The organism is Clostridium thermobutyricum (assembly GCF_000371465.1).
Lineage (GTDB): Bacteria > Bacillota > Clostridia > Clostridiales > Clostridiaceae > Clostridium > Clostridium thermobutyricum.
Genome location: NZ_KB850956.1, coordinates 1,763,735 through 1,779,909, shown reverse-complemented (window position 1 = coordinate 1,779,909; position 16,175 = coordinate 1,763,735). Strand labels below are relative to the sequence as shown.

The window sequence follows — 16,175 nt, the reverse complement described above, 5'->3', positions numbered from 1 at the left end:
GGAATTTAAAAATGAAGCGAATTTTAAAGGGGATTTTAGTTATTTTATTTTTATCGATTTTATTAGGATGTGGTGCAGAAAATTTAAGTGAAAAATATGATAAAGATGAATTAGAAAAACTTTCTAAAGAAATAGTAACTCTTATAAATAAAAAAGAGTATGAAGTTGCATTTGAAAAAGGAAGTGATTTTCTTAAAAAAGAAGCCTCTATAGAAGATTTAAAAAAAGGTCATGAGCTTATTATTGAAAATTATGGTGAGTTTGAAGAGTTTAAAGAAATAAATTTTCAAGAAAAAAATGGATATGCAATTGTAATAAATAAAATAAAACATAAAAATAAGGAAGTAAATTATATAACTACTTTTGGGGAAGATTTAAAGTTAGAAGAATTTAGAATGATGTAAAGAAATCCTAGGATACACTTTGATGTAGCTTAGGACTTTTTTCTGCATATATTAATTAGTGTTAATATTTTAATGGAGAAAAATATGAGAGCTATTAAAAATAAATTTAAAAGATATTTAAGAAATATGACAATAGATAAAACACCAAAACTTTATCCAGCACTTAAAAATACTAAAGAAGGAAACCTTTATGGATATATAGATGAAACAGGAAAGGTGGTTATAGAGCCTAAGTTTACTACTGCATATGATTTTAATAATTGGGGATTTGCAGTAATTGAAGAAAATAATAAATGGGGTATTATAAATACTAAAGGTGAATATAAGATTATGCCTATATATGATTATATAAGTGATTTTATAGAAAAGACTGCCTCTTTTAATAAAGGAGAGATTATGGGAGCTATAGATGAAAAAGGAGATATAATAACTAAAAGAAATTATAATTTTGTTGGGAATTTTAATGAAGGTAGAGCAGTTGTTGGGTTACCAACAAAAAATGGTGATTCTAAATATGGCTATATAGATGCTGATGGAAATGAAAGAGTAAAGATAGAACTTATTTTAGCTAATGATTTTAATGAAGGAGTAGCTATTGTTAAGTTTAATGAAGATGAATACAGCTTAATAGATAAAGAGGGAAATATTATTAATAATTATAAATATGATTATATTTATGGTTATGGAGAAGGATTAATGGTATTTAAAAATAAAGATGGATTATATGGATTTATTGATAAAGATGGAAATGAAGTAATAAAACCTATTTATAAAAATGCAAATGGTTTTGTAGATGGAATAGCTGTAGTTAGTGAGGAAGGAGAGTTTAATGGACCATTTGGTGCAATAAATAAGAGAGGAAAATATGTTTATAAACCTATTTTTAGTGATATAAGACAGTTAGGAGAAGAAAGAGTAGCATTAGGCATGGGAATAGGAAAAGATCCAGATATAAAAAGAAGTATTTATGCTATTGGAGATACAAAAGGAAATAAATTAACTGATTTTTTATATTTAGATGTAGGAAATTACAAAGATGGATTAGCATATGCATCAGATGAAGAAAATACTTTTTTTATAAATTCTTTAGGTGAAAAGGATATAAGATTTCCTGTAGTTAGTGGAAGTGGACAATTAATTATAAAAGATAATCTTATTTATGGTGATATAGATTATTCTCCATATTATTTAGATAAAAATAAAAAAATTGTTTATAAACCAAATGATTTAATAGAACTTGATAAACAATATAGTGTTCTTAAATTTAAATATAAGCAAAATATTAATTACTTAATTTATGTCCCAGTAATAAAAGGAGTAAAAAATAAAGAAGTACAAAATAACATAAATAAAAAATTAAAAGAGATGTCTCTATTTATTCCGATTAGTGATGAAAAACAAACAAAGGAGTTAACTATAAATAAAGAAGATGTATTAAATTATGATTATTTTGGAGATTTTTCTATAAAATATTTTAATAAAGATTTACTTGTTTTAAATCTTACAGGATATTATTATCCTTTAGGAGCAGCTCATGGAATGCCTCTTTTAAAAACTCCAAGTATAAATTTAATTACAGGAGAATTCTATAATTTATCAGATCTTTTTATTCCAAGTATATATTGGATTTCAGATATAAATAAAATAATTAATAAAATGATAAATGATGATGAAAAGTATTCAGATGTTTTTAAAGATACGTTTAAAACAGTAAGATTTGATCAAGGCTTTTATATAGATAAAGAAAATTTATACATTTATTTTTCACCATATGAAATAGGTCCATATTCAGCTGGATTTATAACTTTTAAAATACCATTTTCTAAAATAGATAATATAATAAATAAAAAAGGAAGTTTTTATAAATCTTTTAATTAATATAATTAAATATGATAAATAAAATAAGAAGGCTGTCTATTATATTAGGCAGCCTTTAATACAATTCATTACTTTTTTTCCAAATTAAGTGGAAAAAGATAAACTGTTCTTATATAATTAAGAAAGCTATAATAAAGACAAGGATTTGGTAATAGAAAAAACAAGTTATCAAAATCCATAATAGAAGGTGAGTAAGGGTGAGAGAAAAACTAATATTAGATATGCTTAAGTCTAAAGAAAACGTTTCCGTAAAAAGTATGGCTTCAATGCTAAATGTTTCTGATAGAACTGTTAGAACAGAAATAAGCTTACTAAATAAATCAGGAGAAATTAATGGATTTAAGGTAATCAACATTAGGGGAAAAGGGTATAATCTAAAAATTAATAACGATGAGAAATTTAATAAATATATTAAAAAAATTAATAGTTTTTTTGAGTCAGATATTAATTTTGGATTAGAAGAAAGAACAAATAAAATATTAGAAATACTATTGATAAGAAATGATTATATAACTATTGATTATATATCAGAAGTAATAGGATACAGTAGAAGTACGATAATAAAAGATTTAGAAGCAGTAGAGAAAAAATTAAAATTCTTAGGATTAGATTTAAAAAGAAAATCTAATTTTGGGTTAAAGATTATAAATGATGAAATAACAATAAGAAAATCTTTATCTACTTATTTATATAGTAACAATAGAGATTTGTTAATTGAAAATGAAAGAAACTTACAAACCTTTGGCAAAATAAAAAAGATTTTCATAGAAGAAATTGTTAAAAACAAAATTAAAATTAGTAATTTAGCAATTGAAAATATTTTTTGCCATTTAAAAATTTTAACATTAAGATTTAACAATAAAAATTTTATAGAATTAAATGAATATGAAAAATGTTTAGATTATAGATTTGAAGAAATAGCTTTAAAAATTTGTAATAGCATAGGATCTGATTTTAATATAGAAGTTCCAAAATCAGAAGTAAGTTATTTAGCTTCACAAATATATTATAAATCTAAAGTTGTTTCACAAAATGATGAAATAAAAATGAAGGCAAAACGAGACATAGAAGAGATTTTAGAAAATATTGATAAAGTTAGTTATACTAATTTTTCAAATGATATTGAACTTCAAAATAATTTATTAATTCATTTATGTGCATTAATTGATAGAGCTAGGACTAATACACAATTAAAAAATCCTTATTTTGATGAGGTTAATACAAGGTATTCAGCAATAGTGTCTATAGTAGTTAATTTTACAGATGAATTTTGTAAGAGATGGAATATGAATCTCTTAAAAGATGAAATAGCTTTTATAGCAATACATTTTGCAACTCATTTTGAAAAAGCAAGGCTAAAAGCACTTAAAAATATAAAGAAAATTGCAATAGTATGTCCTAGTGACGGAGGGATAGAATATTTCTTAAAAATAAGACTAGAGGAGGTTTTTGGAAATACAGTTATTGATAATTATACTCCTTTTAATTTAGAAGGAATAATAGAAAATAAATATGATTTTCTAATAACAAATTTAGATTTAAATTTAGATTTAAAATATCCTATCTTTAAAATAAATAATTTATTTGATGAAAATGAATTAGAGGATTTAGTTGGTAAGATTGAAAAAGATATAAGTGTTCAAAAAGGAGAAATAGAAGAAAAATTAGATGATGTTCTTTTTAAAAGAAGAAAAGGTGGAAAAGACATTAATTATAAAAACTTTTTAAGAGAAGAAGCAAAAATGCTTATTAAAAAGGATATTGTTCTAGAAGATTTTGAAGAGCTTGTATTGTTAAGAGAAGAAAAGCTTAGTACAGCTTATAAAAATAATATAGCTGCTCCACATGGAATTGAAATGAATGCTAAAAAAAATGTGTTAAGTGTAACTGTTTTTGATAATCCAATTGAATGGGGAGATAAAAAGATAACTATAGTAATTCTTATAGGAATGAAAAAGGGAAGTTTGAATTTACACAGAGTAATAGCTAATAAATTATTTAGATTAATTAACGATGAAGAAGAAAGAAATGAAATTAGCAAATGTCAAAGTAGTGAAGAGTTTATAAAAGCATTTAAAATATGATAGGAGAAAGAGATGAACAAAGAATTTCTTAAAAACTTAAGCAATGCAGATGCAATTGCATCTAATGAAGGCGAAGTAAGAAATATTATGCATAGAGAGTTAAAAGACTTTTCTGATGAAGTTTTAACTGATAATTTAGGAAGCATAATTTTTAAGAAGACTGGACAAGCTGATGGACCTAAAATAATGATTTGTGCTCATATGGATGAAGTTGGCTTTATGGTCAGAAGCATAACAAAGCAAGGACAAATAATGCTTATGGAAGTTGGTGGAGTTAAACAACTATCAAAATTCATGCAAAAAGTAAGAATAACAACAAAAGAAGGAAAAAAAATAAGTGGAATACTAAATGCTACTTATGAAAATGATAAGGGAATAAATTCTTATGTAGATATAGGAGCAGAAACAGAAGAGGAAGTAAATAGACTTGGAATAGAAATTGGGGACATGGTTACTTTTACAACAGAATTTGAAGAGTTTGAAGTAAAAGATACTATAGTAGGTAAGGCATTTGATGATAGACTTGGTTGCTTTGTAATTGGAGAAGTACTAAAGAGATTAAAAAATGAAAAACATCCCAATATAGTTTATGGAGCTTGTACAAGTAGTGAAGAAGTTGGTATAAGAGGAGCCAAAACAGCTGCTTATAAAATAAATCCAGATGTAGTTTTTGTTATAGATGTTGCATGTTTCTCAAATGAATTTGTAAGAGATCATAGAAATAAAAGACAAATTTCAAAAGGGATGATGTTAACTCATTTTGATAGAACTTTAGTTCCAAATAGAAATTTAATTGAATTAGTTAAAGATTCAGCTAAAAAGTTAAATAAGCCTATTCAATTAGATATGTTTTCTACAGGAGGAACAGATGGAGGCGAAGCTCACAAAGTATTTGAAGGTAAACCAACAGTTGTAACTTGTTTACCTGTTAGATATGGTCATTGCGGTTATTCAATAGGAAATAATAAGGATATTCAAGATATGATTGATATATATGTTGAAATAATTAAAAATTTTGACATTGAAAAATATAAACAAAGTATTGGGTTTTTGGAAGGGGTATAAAAAATGAGTCAAGTAGAATTAGATATTATGAATCTTATCTCTATAGCAGGAGATAGTAAAGGAAAGGCTTTTGAAGCATTAAAAAAAGTAAAAACTATGGATTTTAAAGGGGCAAAAAAATTATTAGAAGAATCAAGACAATTAGATTTAGATGCTCATAAAATTCAAACAAAATTAATAACAGATGAATTAGATCCAGAGAAAGAAAGTCAAACAGTTTCATTACTTATGGTTCATGCTCAAGATCATTATATGTCAAGTCAATTAGCAAGAGATTTAATTGAAACATTAATAGAAGTATTTGAAGTACAAGGAGGAAATAAATAATGAGAATTTTATTATGTTGTGCAGGTGGATTTTCAACAAATATGTTAATGCAAAATATGAAAAAGGTAGTAAAGGAAAGTGCTAAGTTAAAAGAAGAGGATTTTAAATTTACAGCAATTCCAGCAGATACTTTAGAAAGTGAAATAGATAATTGGGATGTTGTAATGATAGGACCACAAGTTTCACACAAAGTAGATTTTATAGAAAATATTTGTAAACCAAGAGATATACCATATTCAGTAATTGATAAAGATGTATATGGTCAAATGGATGGAGCAACAGTATTAAAGTTAGCTATCCTTACCTATAGAAAGCATCAATTAGAGAAAAAATAAGAAGGAGTTATTGAGAGGAGAGGGGAAATATGTTTGCAAAATTTGAAGCGTTAATGAATAAGTATATGATGCCGCTTGCTCATAAAGTAGACAAGCAAAAGCATTTAAGCTCAATAAAAGCCGCAATGGTAGCTATGACACCCTTTACTATACTTGGAAGTTTCTTTGCTATAATACCAGCACTTCCAAATATGATTGGTGAAAATAATGTTGTTAGTAAATTTATTTTAGATAATGCAGAATTACTTGATTTACCAGTTACGTTATCTATAGGATTTATGAGTATATATGTTGTTATGTGTATATCCTATAATTTGGGTAATCATTATAAGCTTTATATACCAGGTTGTATTAGTTTAGCTACTTTTGGATTTTTATTTGTAGCAACAGAAATGGTTGATGGAAATCTTTCATTAAAGAATTTTGGTTCAAAAGGGTTATTCTGTGCAATGTTGGTTGGGCTTATAACAGTTGAATTATATAGATTCTGTAAAGAAAAGAATCTTACAATTCGTATGCCAGAAGGGGTACCAGATTTCGTATCAAAATCATTTGAATTAATTCCAACAACAATAATAGTTGCAGGAACATTTATAATTATTAGATGGTTATCATTACAAATATTTGATACATTACCACCACAAATATTAACAACTTTCCTTGAGCCATTAGTAGGTTCAATGGATAATCCATGGTCAGTATTAGCTTTAAACTTCTGTATTTGTGTAATATTCTTCTTTGGAATTCATTCATCAGTATTTGGACCTATTACAAGACCAATAATGGCTACTTTTATTGCAGAAAACATTCAAGCGATGCAAGCAGGACAAGAATTGCCTCACTTCTATACAGCAGGAACTTCAAGTGCATTCTTTGGATTTACTGGATGTGGAATAACAATTGGATGTGTTGTAGCATGTTTACTTTCAAAATCTAGTAGATACAAAAAGATAGGTAAAATATCTTTATTCCCATCTCTTTTTGGAATAAATGAACCAATATTATTTGGAGCACCTATCATATTAAATCCAATAATGTTTATACCATTTGTATTTGGAGGAGCTATAATAGGAACTTTACCAATGTTTATGATGCATTGGGGACTTTTAGATAAGCCTTTCTTTGATCCTCCTTATGTTGGAGTATTCTTAGAAGCATTTTTAACAAATGGAGATTGGAGAATACTTATAGCTAATGGATTACAATTAGTTTTAGCAGTTGCTCTATACTGGCCATTCTTTAAAATAATGGAAAAGCAAGAAGAAAAAGAAGAGTTAGAAAGATTAGCTTCTAAGAAAGCTGATATATTCACAAGTGAAGATGAAGCTTTACTAGAGGATTTAGATTTCTAAATATTTAAAATAAAAAAGTTTTAATAAGAGCAATATTTAACAACTAAGTTTTATATTGCTCTTTCTTTATAAATGAGAGGTTAAATATGAAAGAGAGAAGAGAGAAATTTAGAAAAATTTTATTAGAAAAAAATAAAGATGGAATTTTAATAAAAGGAAAAGAAAATAAAAAATATATAGGAGCATTAACTGGAAGTGGAGTTAAAGTTCTTATAGCTAAAGATGATATATATCAAATAATGGATGGAAGATATACAAATGAAGCAAAAGAAAATACAAAAGGGTTTAATATAGTAACTCATAGTCAAGATAAAAATTATATAGAGGTAGTAAAAGAGATATTAGGAGATAAAAAAGAACTTTGTATAGAATCTTCTAATACATTAGCAAAAGAATATTTAAAGCTAAAAAAAGAAGGATTTAATATAGATTTATTAGAGGATGAGCTTGAATTTGAAAGAAGATGCAAAGATGAAAAAGAAATAGATTTAGTAAAAAAAGCATGTGAAATAACAGATAAAGTATTTGAAGAATGTTTAAAAGAAATAAAAGTTGGAATGAAAGAAATAGAATTATCAGCTCTTATTCAATATTTATCATTAAAAAATGGAGCTTCAAGTATGGCTTTTGACACAATAGTTGCAAGTGGTTTTAGAGGAGCAATGCCTCATGGAAGACCAACTGAAAAAGAATTTAAAAAGGGAGAGTTTATAACTATTGATTTTGGAGTTGTTTATAAAGGATATCAATCTGATATGACTAGAACTATTTGTATTGGAGAGCCAAGTGAAGAGCTTAGAAAAATATACAACATAGTTTTAGAAGCTCAAGAAAAAGGAGTTCAATTTATAAAAAAAGGCTTAAAAGGAAAAGAAGTAGATAATTATGTTAGAAAAATAATTGAGGATTATGGTTATGGAGAATATTTTACTCATGGATTAGGACATGGAATAGGAATAGGTGGTGGAGAGTTCCCTATTCTTAATAAGAGAAGTGAAACAATCTTAGAAGAAGGAATGATAATGAGTTGTGAGCCAGGAATATATATTCCTTCTTTAGGTGGAGTAAGAATTGAAGATGATGTAGCAATAATAAATGGAGTAGGGGTTCCTTTAAATAAAACAACTAAAAAATTAATTATTTTGGAGGCAAAATAAAATGAAATATGATTTTGATAAAGTTATAAATAGAAAGCTTAGTAAATGCCGTAAATGGGATAATAAAATTTTAGAAGAAAAGTTTGGATTAGCAGAAGATGCAATACCTATGGATATTGCAGAATTAGATTTTCCTTGTTCACCTTATATAACAAAAGCAATAGTAGATAGAGCTAGCTTAGGAGAGTATGGATATACTTACACTTATGATGAGTATTATGATGCAGTTATAAATTGGAATAAGAGAAGATTTAATGCTCATATAGAAAAGGATTGGATTAAATTAGTTTTCGGAACTTGTAGTGCATTACATCATATAGTTCAATGCTTTTGTGAAAAAGGAGAGGCTGTAATGATAAATACTCCAGCTTATGATCCTTTTGCAGAAGCTGTAAAAATGGGAGATGCAAAGCTTATTTGTAATACATTAAAGATTAAGGATATGAGATATTATTTAGACTTTGAAGAGATGGAAAAACAAATAATAGAAAATAAAGTTAAATTATTTATTTTCTGTAGCCCACAAAATCCTAGTGGAAGAGTTTGGACAAAAGAAGAATTAGATAAGTTAAGTAAAATTTGCATTAAGCATAATGTACTTTTAGTTTGTGATGAAATTCATAGGGATATAGTATTTAAAAGAGAAGATTTTACAACACTTTGGAATGCTAATGATGATATATGGAAAAATAGTATAATGTGTATTTCACCAAATAAAGGATTTAATTTAGGGGGACTTAAATCTTCATATTTAGTTATAAGAAACGAAGAGATAAGAGAAAAGATGCTTAATTATCTTAAAAAGGTTTATGTAACAAGCCCACATGTTTTTGCAGTTCCAGCAATTATTGCAGCTTATAATGAAAGTGAAGAATGGCTAGATGAAGCAACTAAATATATAGAAGAAAACTTTGAAATTTTATATAAATGGTTTGAAAAACATATGCCAAAAGCAAAAGTTATGAAATCTGATTCTAGCTTTTTAGCTTGGATAAACATTGAGGAAGTATTTAAAGATGAAAAAGAATTAAAAGAGTTTTTTGATAAGGCAAATGTTTCAATGGTAGTTGGAAGTTATTTTGTTCAAGATGGGTTAGGATGGGTTAGATTAAATATAGGAACACCTAAGAAAATTCTTTTAGAAGCTTTAATTAGATTAGAGAAAGTTATTAATAAAAATTAATATAAAAAAGATTATATATAAATTTAAATAAAAAATTTAATGGCATAAATAATTAAATTAATTATAAAGAAATAAAAATAAGTTGGTATGTTTATTAGAGATATTGCTAAGCATATCAAATAGCTTAGGTAATAAGCATTTCTATACAAATAAAATAATAGGTTATATTAATGTTTTAAAAATTTGAGAATTTATATGAGGAGTGATTTAGTTTATGTTATTGAAAGTTAAAGAGCATCCAATAAAAAATTTAGTTAATAGATACAAAACAGGAGAAAATGTAGGAATTTTTTCAGTTTGTACTTCAAATGAATATGTTATAGAAGGAGCTATGGAAAGAGTTATAGATAAAGATTTAGATTTATTAATTGAATCTACTGCAAATCAAGTAAATCAAGATGGTGGATATACTGGAATGAAACCAAAAGATTTTGTAAATTATGTTTATAAAATTGCAGATAAAGTGAATTTTCCTAAAGATAGAATAATATTAGGTGGAGACCATTTAGGGCCATTAACATGGACTAAACTCACTCAAGAAGAAGCAATGGAGAAAGCTAAAGTTTTAATAAGAGATTATGTATTAGCTGGATTTACTAAAATTCATATAGATACAAGTATGCCTATATATGATGATTTAGATAAAGGTGTATTTGGAGATGATTTAATAGCTGAAAGAGCAGCAATTCTTTGTAATGTGGCAGAACTGTCCTATAAAGAGCTTTTAAAAATAAATGAAGATGTAATACATCCAATTTATGTTGTAGGAAGTGAGGTTCCAGTTCCAGGAGGAGTACAGGCAGAAGAGGCTGAAGAAGAGATAGAAAATGGAATAAAGGTTACAAGAGTAGAAGATTTCAAAAATACAGTAGAAGTTTTTAAGAAGAAGTTTAAAGAACATGGAATAGAAGAAGCTTTTAATTATGTTGTAGGAGTTGTTGTACAACCTGGAGTTGAGTTTTCAAGTGATACTGTTTGGAAATATGAAAGAGAAAAAGCAAAAGATTTATCAAAGGCATTAAAGGAATATGATAATTTAGTATTTGAAGCTCATTCAACAGATTATCAATCTCCAAAATCATTAAGAGAAATGGTAGTAGATGGTTTTAATATTTTAAAAGTTGGACCAGCCTTAACTTTTGGATTTAGAGAGGCAGCTTTTGCATTAAATAAGATAGAAGAAGAAATGTTTAGATTTAGACCAGATATAGAAGAATCAAGGTTTATTCAAACTTTAGATTATAATATGGTTAAACATCCTGAAAATTGGATTAAGCATTATTCAGGAACTTCTGAAAATATTAGATTTTCAAGAATGTATAGTCTTTCAGATAGATGTAGATACTATATGCCAAATGAAGAAGTAGAATATTCTTTTAATAAGATGATTAATAATTTAGATAAAGAAGAAATTCCAATAGCTCTTATAAGTCAATATATGCATAATCAATATAAAAAAGTTAGAGATGGAGAGTTAAAACCAAAAGCATTAAACTTATTAAAAGATTTTATAGGTGAATATGTAGATGATTATATATTCGCTGTAGAAGATAAATAATAAAAAACTGATTTAAGTTCTTATTTTTAATAGAAAATAAGAAGAGAAAAGTTTTAAAAGATAAAATATAATATTTTTAAGCTGTAGGATTTTACTACAGCTTTTTATTTTTATAAAAACTTTGACTAAATATAATAAGAGAAACTTTAGTGATATATATACATATTTTAAATAAAAAAACACTATAATTTAGGTTAAAAAATTTAATTAAAGTCAATAATTTAGATAAAATAAAATAGTATATAAAATATGAATAAATTTAATTAATAATTAATAAAAGGTGAGTAAATATTTAAGGCAAAATATGTTATACTTAGATAAAGAAAATTAAGAAAGGGTGGGGTAATGTTAAGAAAAAATATTAGATATTTAGATATTCTAATTTTAGTAATTGTTGCGGTTATTGGATACAAAATAGTAGATAATTATAATGTATATTTATCTTTCTTTAAAAAGTTAATAACTATTGTAAGTCCATTTATATATGCCATTATAATAGCATATATATTAAATCCAATAATGAAGCTCTTTGAAAAACGATTAAAACTAAAAAGAGGACTAGCAGTAGGATTAACATATTTACTTTTTGTAGGTATTTTATTTATAATAGGGCTTTTTGTAATACCAACTTTAATAGATAGTATTGTCTCTATAGCAAAAGAAGTTCCAAATTATGTGGATACAGTACAAGGATGGATAAATACAGCTCTTAAAGATGAAATGTTGTTTACTCTTGTAAATGATGCAGGTGTACTTCAAACTATAACAAGTTTGTCTAGTAAAATAGGAGTAATTATTGTAAATATATTAGAAGGTTCAGCAACATCACTATTAAATATAACAGCAAATATAGTTATGGTTGGTTTTGGATTTTTAGTTTCTATTTATGTTCTTTTAGATAAAGAGAGGCTTATATACAATGCTAAACTACTTTTAAGCTTAATAATTGGAGAAAAGTATTCACTTAAAGTTTTAGAAGGTTTAAGACTTTATCATAAAATGATAGGGCTTTATGTTGGAACAAAAGCATTAGATTCTCTTATAATAGCAATAATTGCTTTAATTGGGCTTATTATTTTAAAAGCTCCATATGCAATTTTACTTGCTTTAATAGTTGGATTTACAAATATGATTCCATACTTTGGGCCGTTTATAGGAGAAATCGTAGCAGCAGGAGTATGTATATTTGTTTCACCTTGGGAAGCTTTAGCAGTATTTATATTCCTTTTAGCAGTACAACAATTCGATGCATGGTATTTAGATCCAAAGCTAATAGGTGGAAAAGTTGGAGTTAGACCATTTTTTATAATACTTGGAGTAACAATTGGAGGAGGATTCTTTGGACCAGTAGGAATGCTTTTAGCATCACCAACAATTGCTACATTAAAAGTTTATTATGATAGAAAAATGTACAAGTATACATCAGAGCATAAAGAGTTTGTAAGTAAATTATAAGAATAAAAAAATACTCAGAAAAGTATACTTTTCTGAGTGTTTTTATTTATGAATCTTTTTAGTATTAAATTATTTTTAATTTACAAAGAAAAAGTGTCTCAAAATATTTTGAGACACTTTTTTTATTTATCATTTTTAGTTAAGGTGATATTACAGCTTCCGTTAGTCATATTTCTAGAAGCACAATTAGATTTTGAACAGCCTCCACAATTACAACCACCTTTAGCTGATTTCTTTATGTTTTTATATATTATGAAAATTGAGAATGCAACTATTAAAGCTGCAATAATTATTTGAACTACCATAATTAAAACCTTCTTTCTACACTATAAGTGAACCTATTCCGAATACTAAAAATGCAACTACCCAAGCTAATGTAGTTTGGAATACGAATGAGAAAGTAGTAAGTTTTGCGCCATATTCTTTTTTCATTGCTCCAATAGTTGAAATACAAGGAACATAAAGTAATACAAATACAAGGAATGAATAAGCTGAAACTGCAGTAAAGAATGTTGGTAATACTGTGTTTAAATCTCCAGCATAAACTATTTGCATTGTAGATATTACTGATTCCTTTGCAAGTAAACCAGAAAGAAGTGAAACAGCTGATTGCCAGTTTCCAAATCCAAGTGGAGCAAATATTGGTGATATAAATTGTCCAATTTGAGCTAAGAAGCTACTATTTACATCAGAAGCCATACCACTTACATTAAAGTTTGATAAGAACCATATTAAAACGCTCATTGCAAATATAAGTGTTCCTGCTTTTTTTAAGAAAGACTTACATTTTTCCCAAACTTGTAAAGCAATTGAACTTAATTGAGGCATACTATATGAAGGAAGCTCAATTATAAAAGGTTCTTCTTGTTTTTTGAAAAGTGTTTTCTTAAATATTACACCAAGTATAAAAGCAATAAATACACTTAAGAAGTAAAGTGATGCAACTATTAATCCTTGATGTTCTTTAAAGAATATAGAAACAAACACTGAATAAATTGCAAGTCTTGCATTACAAGACATTAATGGAACTAAAAGTGCTGTTAATTTTCTATCTTTTTCACTTTCAAGAGTTCTTGCAGACATTATTGCAGGAACATTACATCCAAACCCAATTATTAAAGGAATAAATGCTTTTCCTGAAAGTCCCATTCTTCTCATTATCTTATCCATTAAAAAAGCCACTCTAGCCATGTAACCACTTTCTTCTAAGAAAGTTATACAAGCAAAAAGAGTAAGAATAACTGGTAATAAAACTATGATACTACCAACACCAGCTACTATACCATCAACTAATAAAGAACTAAACCAAGGTGAAGTTCCTGAAAGTAAATGGCTTAGGTAAGGAATTAAACTATCATTTAAAAGTCCATCTAACCAATCAGAAATTGGTTGTCCAACCCAAGCAAAAGTAAGCTGGAACATAAGGGCTATAGCTACTATAAATATAGGAAAAGCTAAGATAGGATGTAAAATAAACTTATCTAACTTTTCAGAAATTGGTTTTTTTATAGAAGCAGATTTATTAATTGATTTTTTTAAAGTATTTTCTATAAATTTATAAGCTTCTTTTTCAGATTTAAAATCGAATCTTTCATTTGAAATAGAGCTTTTCCATTTTTTATTCTCTATAATGTCTGTAAGCTCTTTTAATCCACTTTTTTTAGCAGCAGATATAGGTACTACCGTAACATCCATTTCAGATGAAAGTTTTTCAAAATCAATTTCGAAGCCATTGCTTTCTAAAACATCTATCATGTTAACAGCTAATATTATTGGCTTATTAAATTTCTTTAATTGAGTTGTTAAATAAAGGTTTCTGTCTAATTTTGAACCATCAACTATATTTAATATAACATCTACATCATCTCTTAAAAGAAATTCTTTAGATACTATTTCTTCGTTAGAGAAAGTATCCATAGCGTAGATACCAGGCAAGTCTACTATCTTTATATCCTTAAAATATCCTTCTTTTTTTTCAACTGTAACACCGGGCCAGTTCCCAACATATTGATTAGAACCAGTCAAAGCATTAAAAAGGGTAGTTTTCCCTACATTAGGGTTACCCAGTAAAGCAACTGTAGTCATTATTAAATCTCCTCCAATATCTTTTGTAAAAATTGCCGTTTCATAAAAAATATATTTTGAATAATATTATTTTAAAATTTAAAACTAAATTTATATTAATATATTTATTTTTAAGCTAAAATTATATTTTTTGCATCATTTTTTCTTATAGCTAAATCGAATCCTCTAAATGTAATTATTAATGGGTCTTTAAAAGGAGAACGAGCTTTTAATTTAACTTCTGTTCCTTCTAAGCAACCAAGAGCTAAAAGTCTTTTAGCTAGTTTTTCATTTCCACTAATAGATTGTATTACTCCAGATTGTCCAATTTGTAAATCGCTTAAACTCATATTATGCACCTCACAATGAAAATCACTATCATATTTCTTAATTTCAATATACGCCAAATGATAACAATTGTCAATAAAAAGTTTCTGAAAGATGAATAAAAAAAATAAAATGAGAAAATAATAAATAGTTAAAGAAAGAAGAATATTTTTTATTAAGTTTATGAGATAATATAAACAATAAAATCTTATAAAAAATTTATATACTAAGGAGGAAATAAATATGGAAAAAAGGATAGCAGCATTTTTTGATATAGATGGGACTTTATATAGAGAAGGTTTAATAACAGAAGTATTCAAAAAAATGATAAGATATGAAATTATAGAGCAAGAAAGATGGTTTAATGACGTAAAACCTGAGTATACTAAATGGGATAAGAGACAAGGTGATTATGATAATTATCTTTTAAAAATGATTGAAATATATATAGAAGCTATAAAAGGTCTTACAAAAGACCAAATAGAATTCATAGCAAATAGAGTTATTGAACAAAAAGGTGATAGAGTGTATACTTTTACTAGAGATAGAATAAAATGGCATAAGGAGCAAAATCATATTTTAATAACTATTTCAGGCTCACCAAGTGAACTTGTTCGTGAAATGGCAAATAAATATGGTTTTGATGACTATAAAGGTGCTGTATATATTGTGGATGGAGAAAATAAATATACTGGTGATGTTATACCAATGTGGGATAGCGAAAGCAAAGAAAAAGCTATAAATGAACTAGTAGAAAAATATAATATAGACCTTTCTAAAAGTTATGCATATGGAGATACAGCTGGTGATTATACTATGTTTAAAAAGGTTGAAAATCCATTTTGCATGAATCCAACTAAAGAATTATTAAAAAAAGTTTTAGAAGATGAAGAGTTAAAAGAAAAAATAAATGTTATAGTTGAGAGAAAAGATGTAACGTATAAGTTAAAGGTAGATGATATTCAATTTAATTAGAAAAGAGTGAT

Annotated in this window: 15 protein-coding genes; 12 read left to right on the top strand and 3 right to left on the bottom strand. The window is 26.5% G+C overall.

Annotated features, from left to right (window positions below; genetic code table 11):
• Nucleotides 1-11 precede the first annotated feature (11 nt).
• From HMPREF1092_RS08315 to HMPREF1092_RS08265, 11 genes are all read left to right on the top strand, one after another.
• Complete coding sequence (locus HMPREF1092_RS08315) at nt 12-404, top strand: DUF3887 domain-containing protein (RefSeq protein WP_002598215.1); 393 nt, start codon at nt 12-14, stop codon at nt 402-404.
• 84 nt (nt 405-488) lie between these two features.
• Nucleotides 489-2,282, top strand: a complete 1,794-nt coding sequence (locus HMPREF1092_RS08310) for a WG repeat-containing protein (RefSeq protein ID WP_002598214.1) — start codon at nt 489-491, stop codon at nt 2,280-2,282.
• Between the two features lie 197 nt (nt 2,283-2,479).
• Entirely contained in the window at nt 2,480-4,366 is a 1,887-nt protein-coding gene (locus HMPREF1092_RS08305) for a BglG family transcription antiterminator (RefSeq protein ID WP_002598213.1), read from the top strand.
• A 12-nt stretch (nt 4,367-4,378) separates the two neighbouring features.
• Entirely contained in the window at nt 4,379-5,431 is a 1,053-nt protein-coding gene (gene ypdE, locus HMPREF1092_RS08300) for an aminopeptidase (RefSeq protein WP_002598212.1), read from the top strand.
• A 3-nt stretch (nt 5,432-5,434) separates the two neighbouring features.
• Nucleotides 5,435-5,758, top strand: a complete 324-nt coding sequence (locus HMPREF1092_RS08295; protein WP_002598211.1) for a PTS sugar transporter subunit IIA — start codon at nt 5,435-5,437, stop codon at nt 5,756-5,758.
• A complete protein-coding gene (locus tag HMPREF1092_RS08290; RefSeq protein WP_002598210.1) occupies nt 5,758-6,093 on the top strand; it encodes a PTS sugar transporter subunit IIB in 336 nt (111 codons plus the stop codon). The genes HMPREF1092_RS08295 and HMPREF1092_RS08290 overlap by 1 nt, the downstream gene beginning before the upstream one ends.
• Before the next feature lie 29 nt (nt 6,094-6,122).
• Nucleotides 6,123-7,445, top strand: a complete 1,323-nt coding sequence (locus tag HMPREF1092_RS08285; protein WP_002598209.1) for a PTS sugar transporter subunit IIC — start codon at nt 6,123-6,125, stop codon at nt 7,443-7,445.
• A gap of 86 nt (nt 7,446-7,531) precedes the next feature.
• A complete protein-coding gene (locus HMPREF1092_RS08280; RefSeq protein WP_002598208.1) occupies nt 7,532-8,602 on the top strand; it encodes an aminopeptidase P family protein in 1,071 nt (356 codons plus the stop codon).
• A gap of 1 nt (nt 8,603) precedes the next feature.
• A complete protein-coding gene (locus tag HMPREF1092_RS08275) occupies nt 8,604-9,785 on the top strand; it encodes a MalY/PatB family protein (protein WP_002598207.1) in 1,182 nt (393 codons plus the stop codon).
• Between the two features lie 214 nt (nt 9,786-9,999).
• Nucleotides 10,000-11,343, top strand: coding sequence for a class II D-tagatose-bisphosphate aldolase, non-catalytic subunit (locus tag HMPREF1092_RS08270; protein WP_002598206.1), 1,344 nt, complete (start codon nt 10,000-10,002; stop codon nt 11,341-11,343).
• Nucleotides 11,344-11,688: 345 nt separating this feature from the next.
• A complete protein-coding gene (locus HMPREF1092_RS08265; RefSeq protein WP_002598205.1) occupies nt 11,689-12,798 on the top strand; it encodes an AI-2E family transporter in 1,110 nt (369 codons plus the stop codon).
• Between the two features lie 122 nt (nt 12,799-12,920).
• Here HMPREF1092_RS08265 and HMPREF1092_RS08260 read toward each other — a convergent pair whose 3' ends face one another.
• From HMPREF1092_RS08260 to HMPREF1092_RS08250, 3 genes are all read right to left on the bottom strand, one after another.
• Nucleotides 12,921-13,103 carry a FeoB-associated Cys-rich membrane protein gene (locus tag HMPREF1092_RS08260; RefSeq protein WP_002598204.1) on the bottom strand — a complete coding sequence of 61 codons (183 nt, stop codon included), beginning with the start codon at nt 13,101-13,103 and terminating at the stop codon, nt 12,921-12,923.
• 16 nt (nt 13,104-13,119) lie between these two features.
• A complete protein-coding gene (feoB, locus tag HMPREF1092_RS08255; RefSeq protein WP_002598203.1) occupies nt 13,120-14,883 on the bottom strand; it encodes a ferrous iron transport protein B in 1,764 nt (587 codons plus the stop codon).
• A gap of 110 nt (nt 14,884-14,993) precedes the next feature.
• The gene (locus HMPREF1092_RS08250) at nt 14,994-15,212 is read right to left on the bottom strand and encodes a FeoA family protein (protein WP_002598202.1); all 219 of its coding nucleotides are present in this window, start codon (nt 15,210-15,212) and stop codon (nt 14,994-14,996) included.
• 220 nt (nt 15,213-15,432) lie between these two features.
• On the opposite strand from HMPREF1092_RS08250, the gene HMPREF1092_RS08245 reads away from it, so the two are divergent.
• On the top strand, nt 15,433-16,164 hold the full coding sequence (locus tag HMPREF1092_RS08245) for an HAD-IB family hydrolase (RefSeq protein ID WP_002598201.1): 732 nt from the start codon (nt 15,433-15,435) through the stop codon (nt 16,162-16,164).
• Nucleotides 16,165-16,175: the final 11 nt, after the last annotated feature.

Bases quoted from the DNA above. Each gene is read 5' to 3' on its own strand.
- HMPREF1092_RS08315 (WP_002598215.1), top strand. From the start codon at position 12: ATGAAGCGAATTTTAAAGGGGATTTTAGTTATTTTATTTTTATCGATT.
- HMPREF1092_RS08265 (WP_002598205.1), top strand. From the start codon at position 11,689: ATGTTAAGAAAAAATATTAGATATTTAGATATTCTAATTTTAGTAATT.
- HMPREF1092_RS08275 (WP_002598207.1), top strand. From the start codon at position 8,604: ATGAAATATGATTTTGATAAAGTTATAAATAGAAAGCTTAGTAAATGC.
- HMPREF1092_RS08280 (WP_002598208.1), top strand. From the start codon at position 7,532: ATGAAAGAGAGAAGAGAGAAATTTAGAAAAATTTTATTAGAAAAAAAT.
- HMPREF1092_RS08295 (WP_002598211.1), top strand. From the start codon at position 5,435: ATGAGTCAAGTAGAATTAGATATTATGAATCTTATCTCTATAGCAGGA.
- HMPREF1092_RS08250 (WP_002598202.1), bottom strand. From the start codon at position 15,212: ATGAGTTTAAGCGATTTACAAATTGGACAATCTGGAGTAATACAATCT.
- HMPREF1092_RS08290 (WP_002598210.1), top strand. From the start codon at position 5,758: ATGAGAATTTTATTATGTTGTGCAGGTGGATTTTCAACAAATATGTTA.
- feoB (WP_002598203.1), bottom strand. From the start codon at position 14,883: ATGACTACAGTTGCTTTACTGGGTAACCCTAATGTAGGGAAAACTACC.
- HMPREF1092_RS08270 (WP_002598206.1), top strand. From the start codon at position 10,000: ATGTTATTGAAAGTTAAAGAGCATCCAATAAAAAATTTAGTTAATAGA.
- HMPREF1092_RS08245 (WP_002598201.1), top strand. From the start codon at position 15,433: ATGGAAAAAAGGATAGCAGCATTTTTTGATATAGATGGGACTTTATAT.
- HMPREF1092_RS08310 (WP_002598214.1), top strand. From the start codon at position 489: ATGAGAGCTATTAAAAATAAATTTAAAAGATATTTAAGAAATATGACA.
- HMPREF1092_RS08260 (WP_002598204.1), bottom strand. From the start codon at position 13,103: ATGGTAGTTCAAATAATTATTGCAGCTTTAATAGTTGCATTCTCAATT.
- HMPREF1092_RS08285 (WP_002598209.1), top strand. From the start codon at position 6,123: ATGTTTGCAAAATTTGAAGCGTTAATGAATAAGTATATGATGCCGCTT.
- ypdE (WP_002598212.1), top strand. From the start codon at position 4,379: ATGAACAAAGAATTTCTTAAAAACTTAAGCAATGCAGATGCAATTGCA.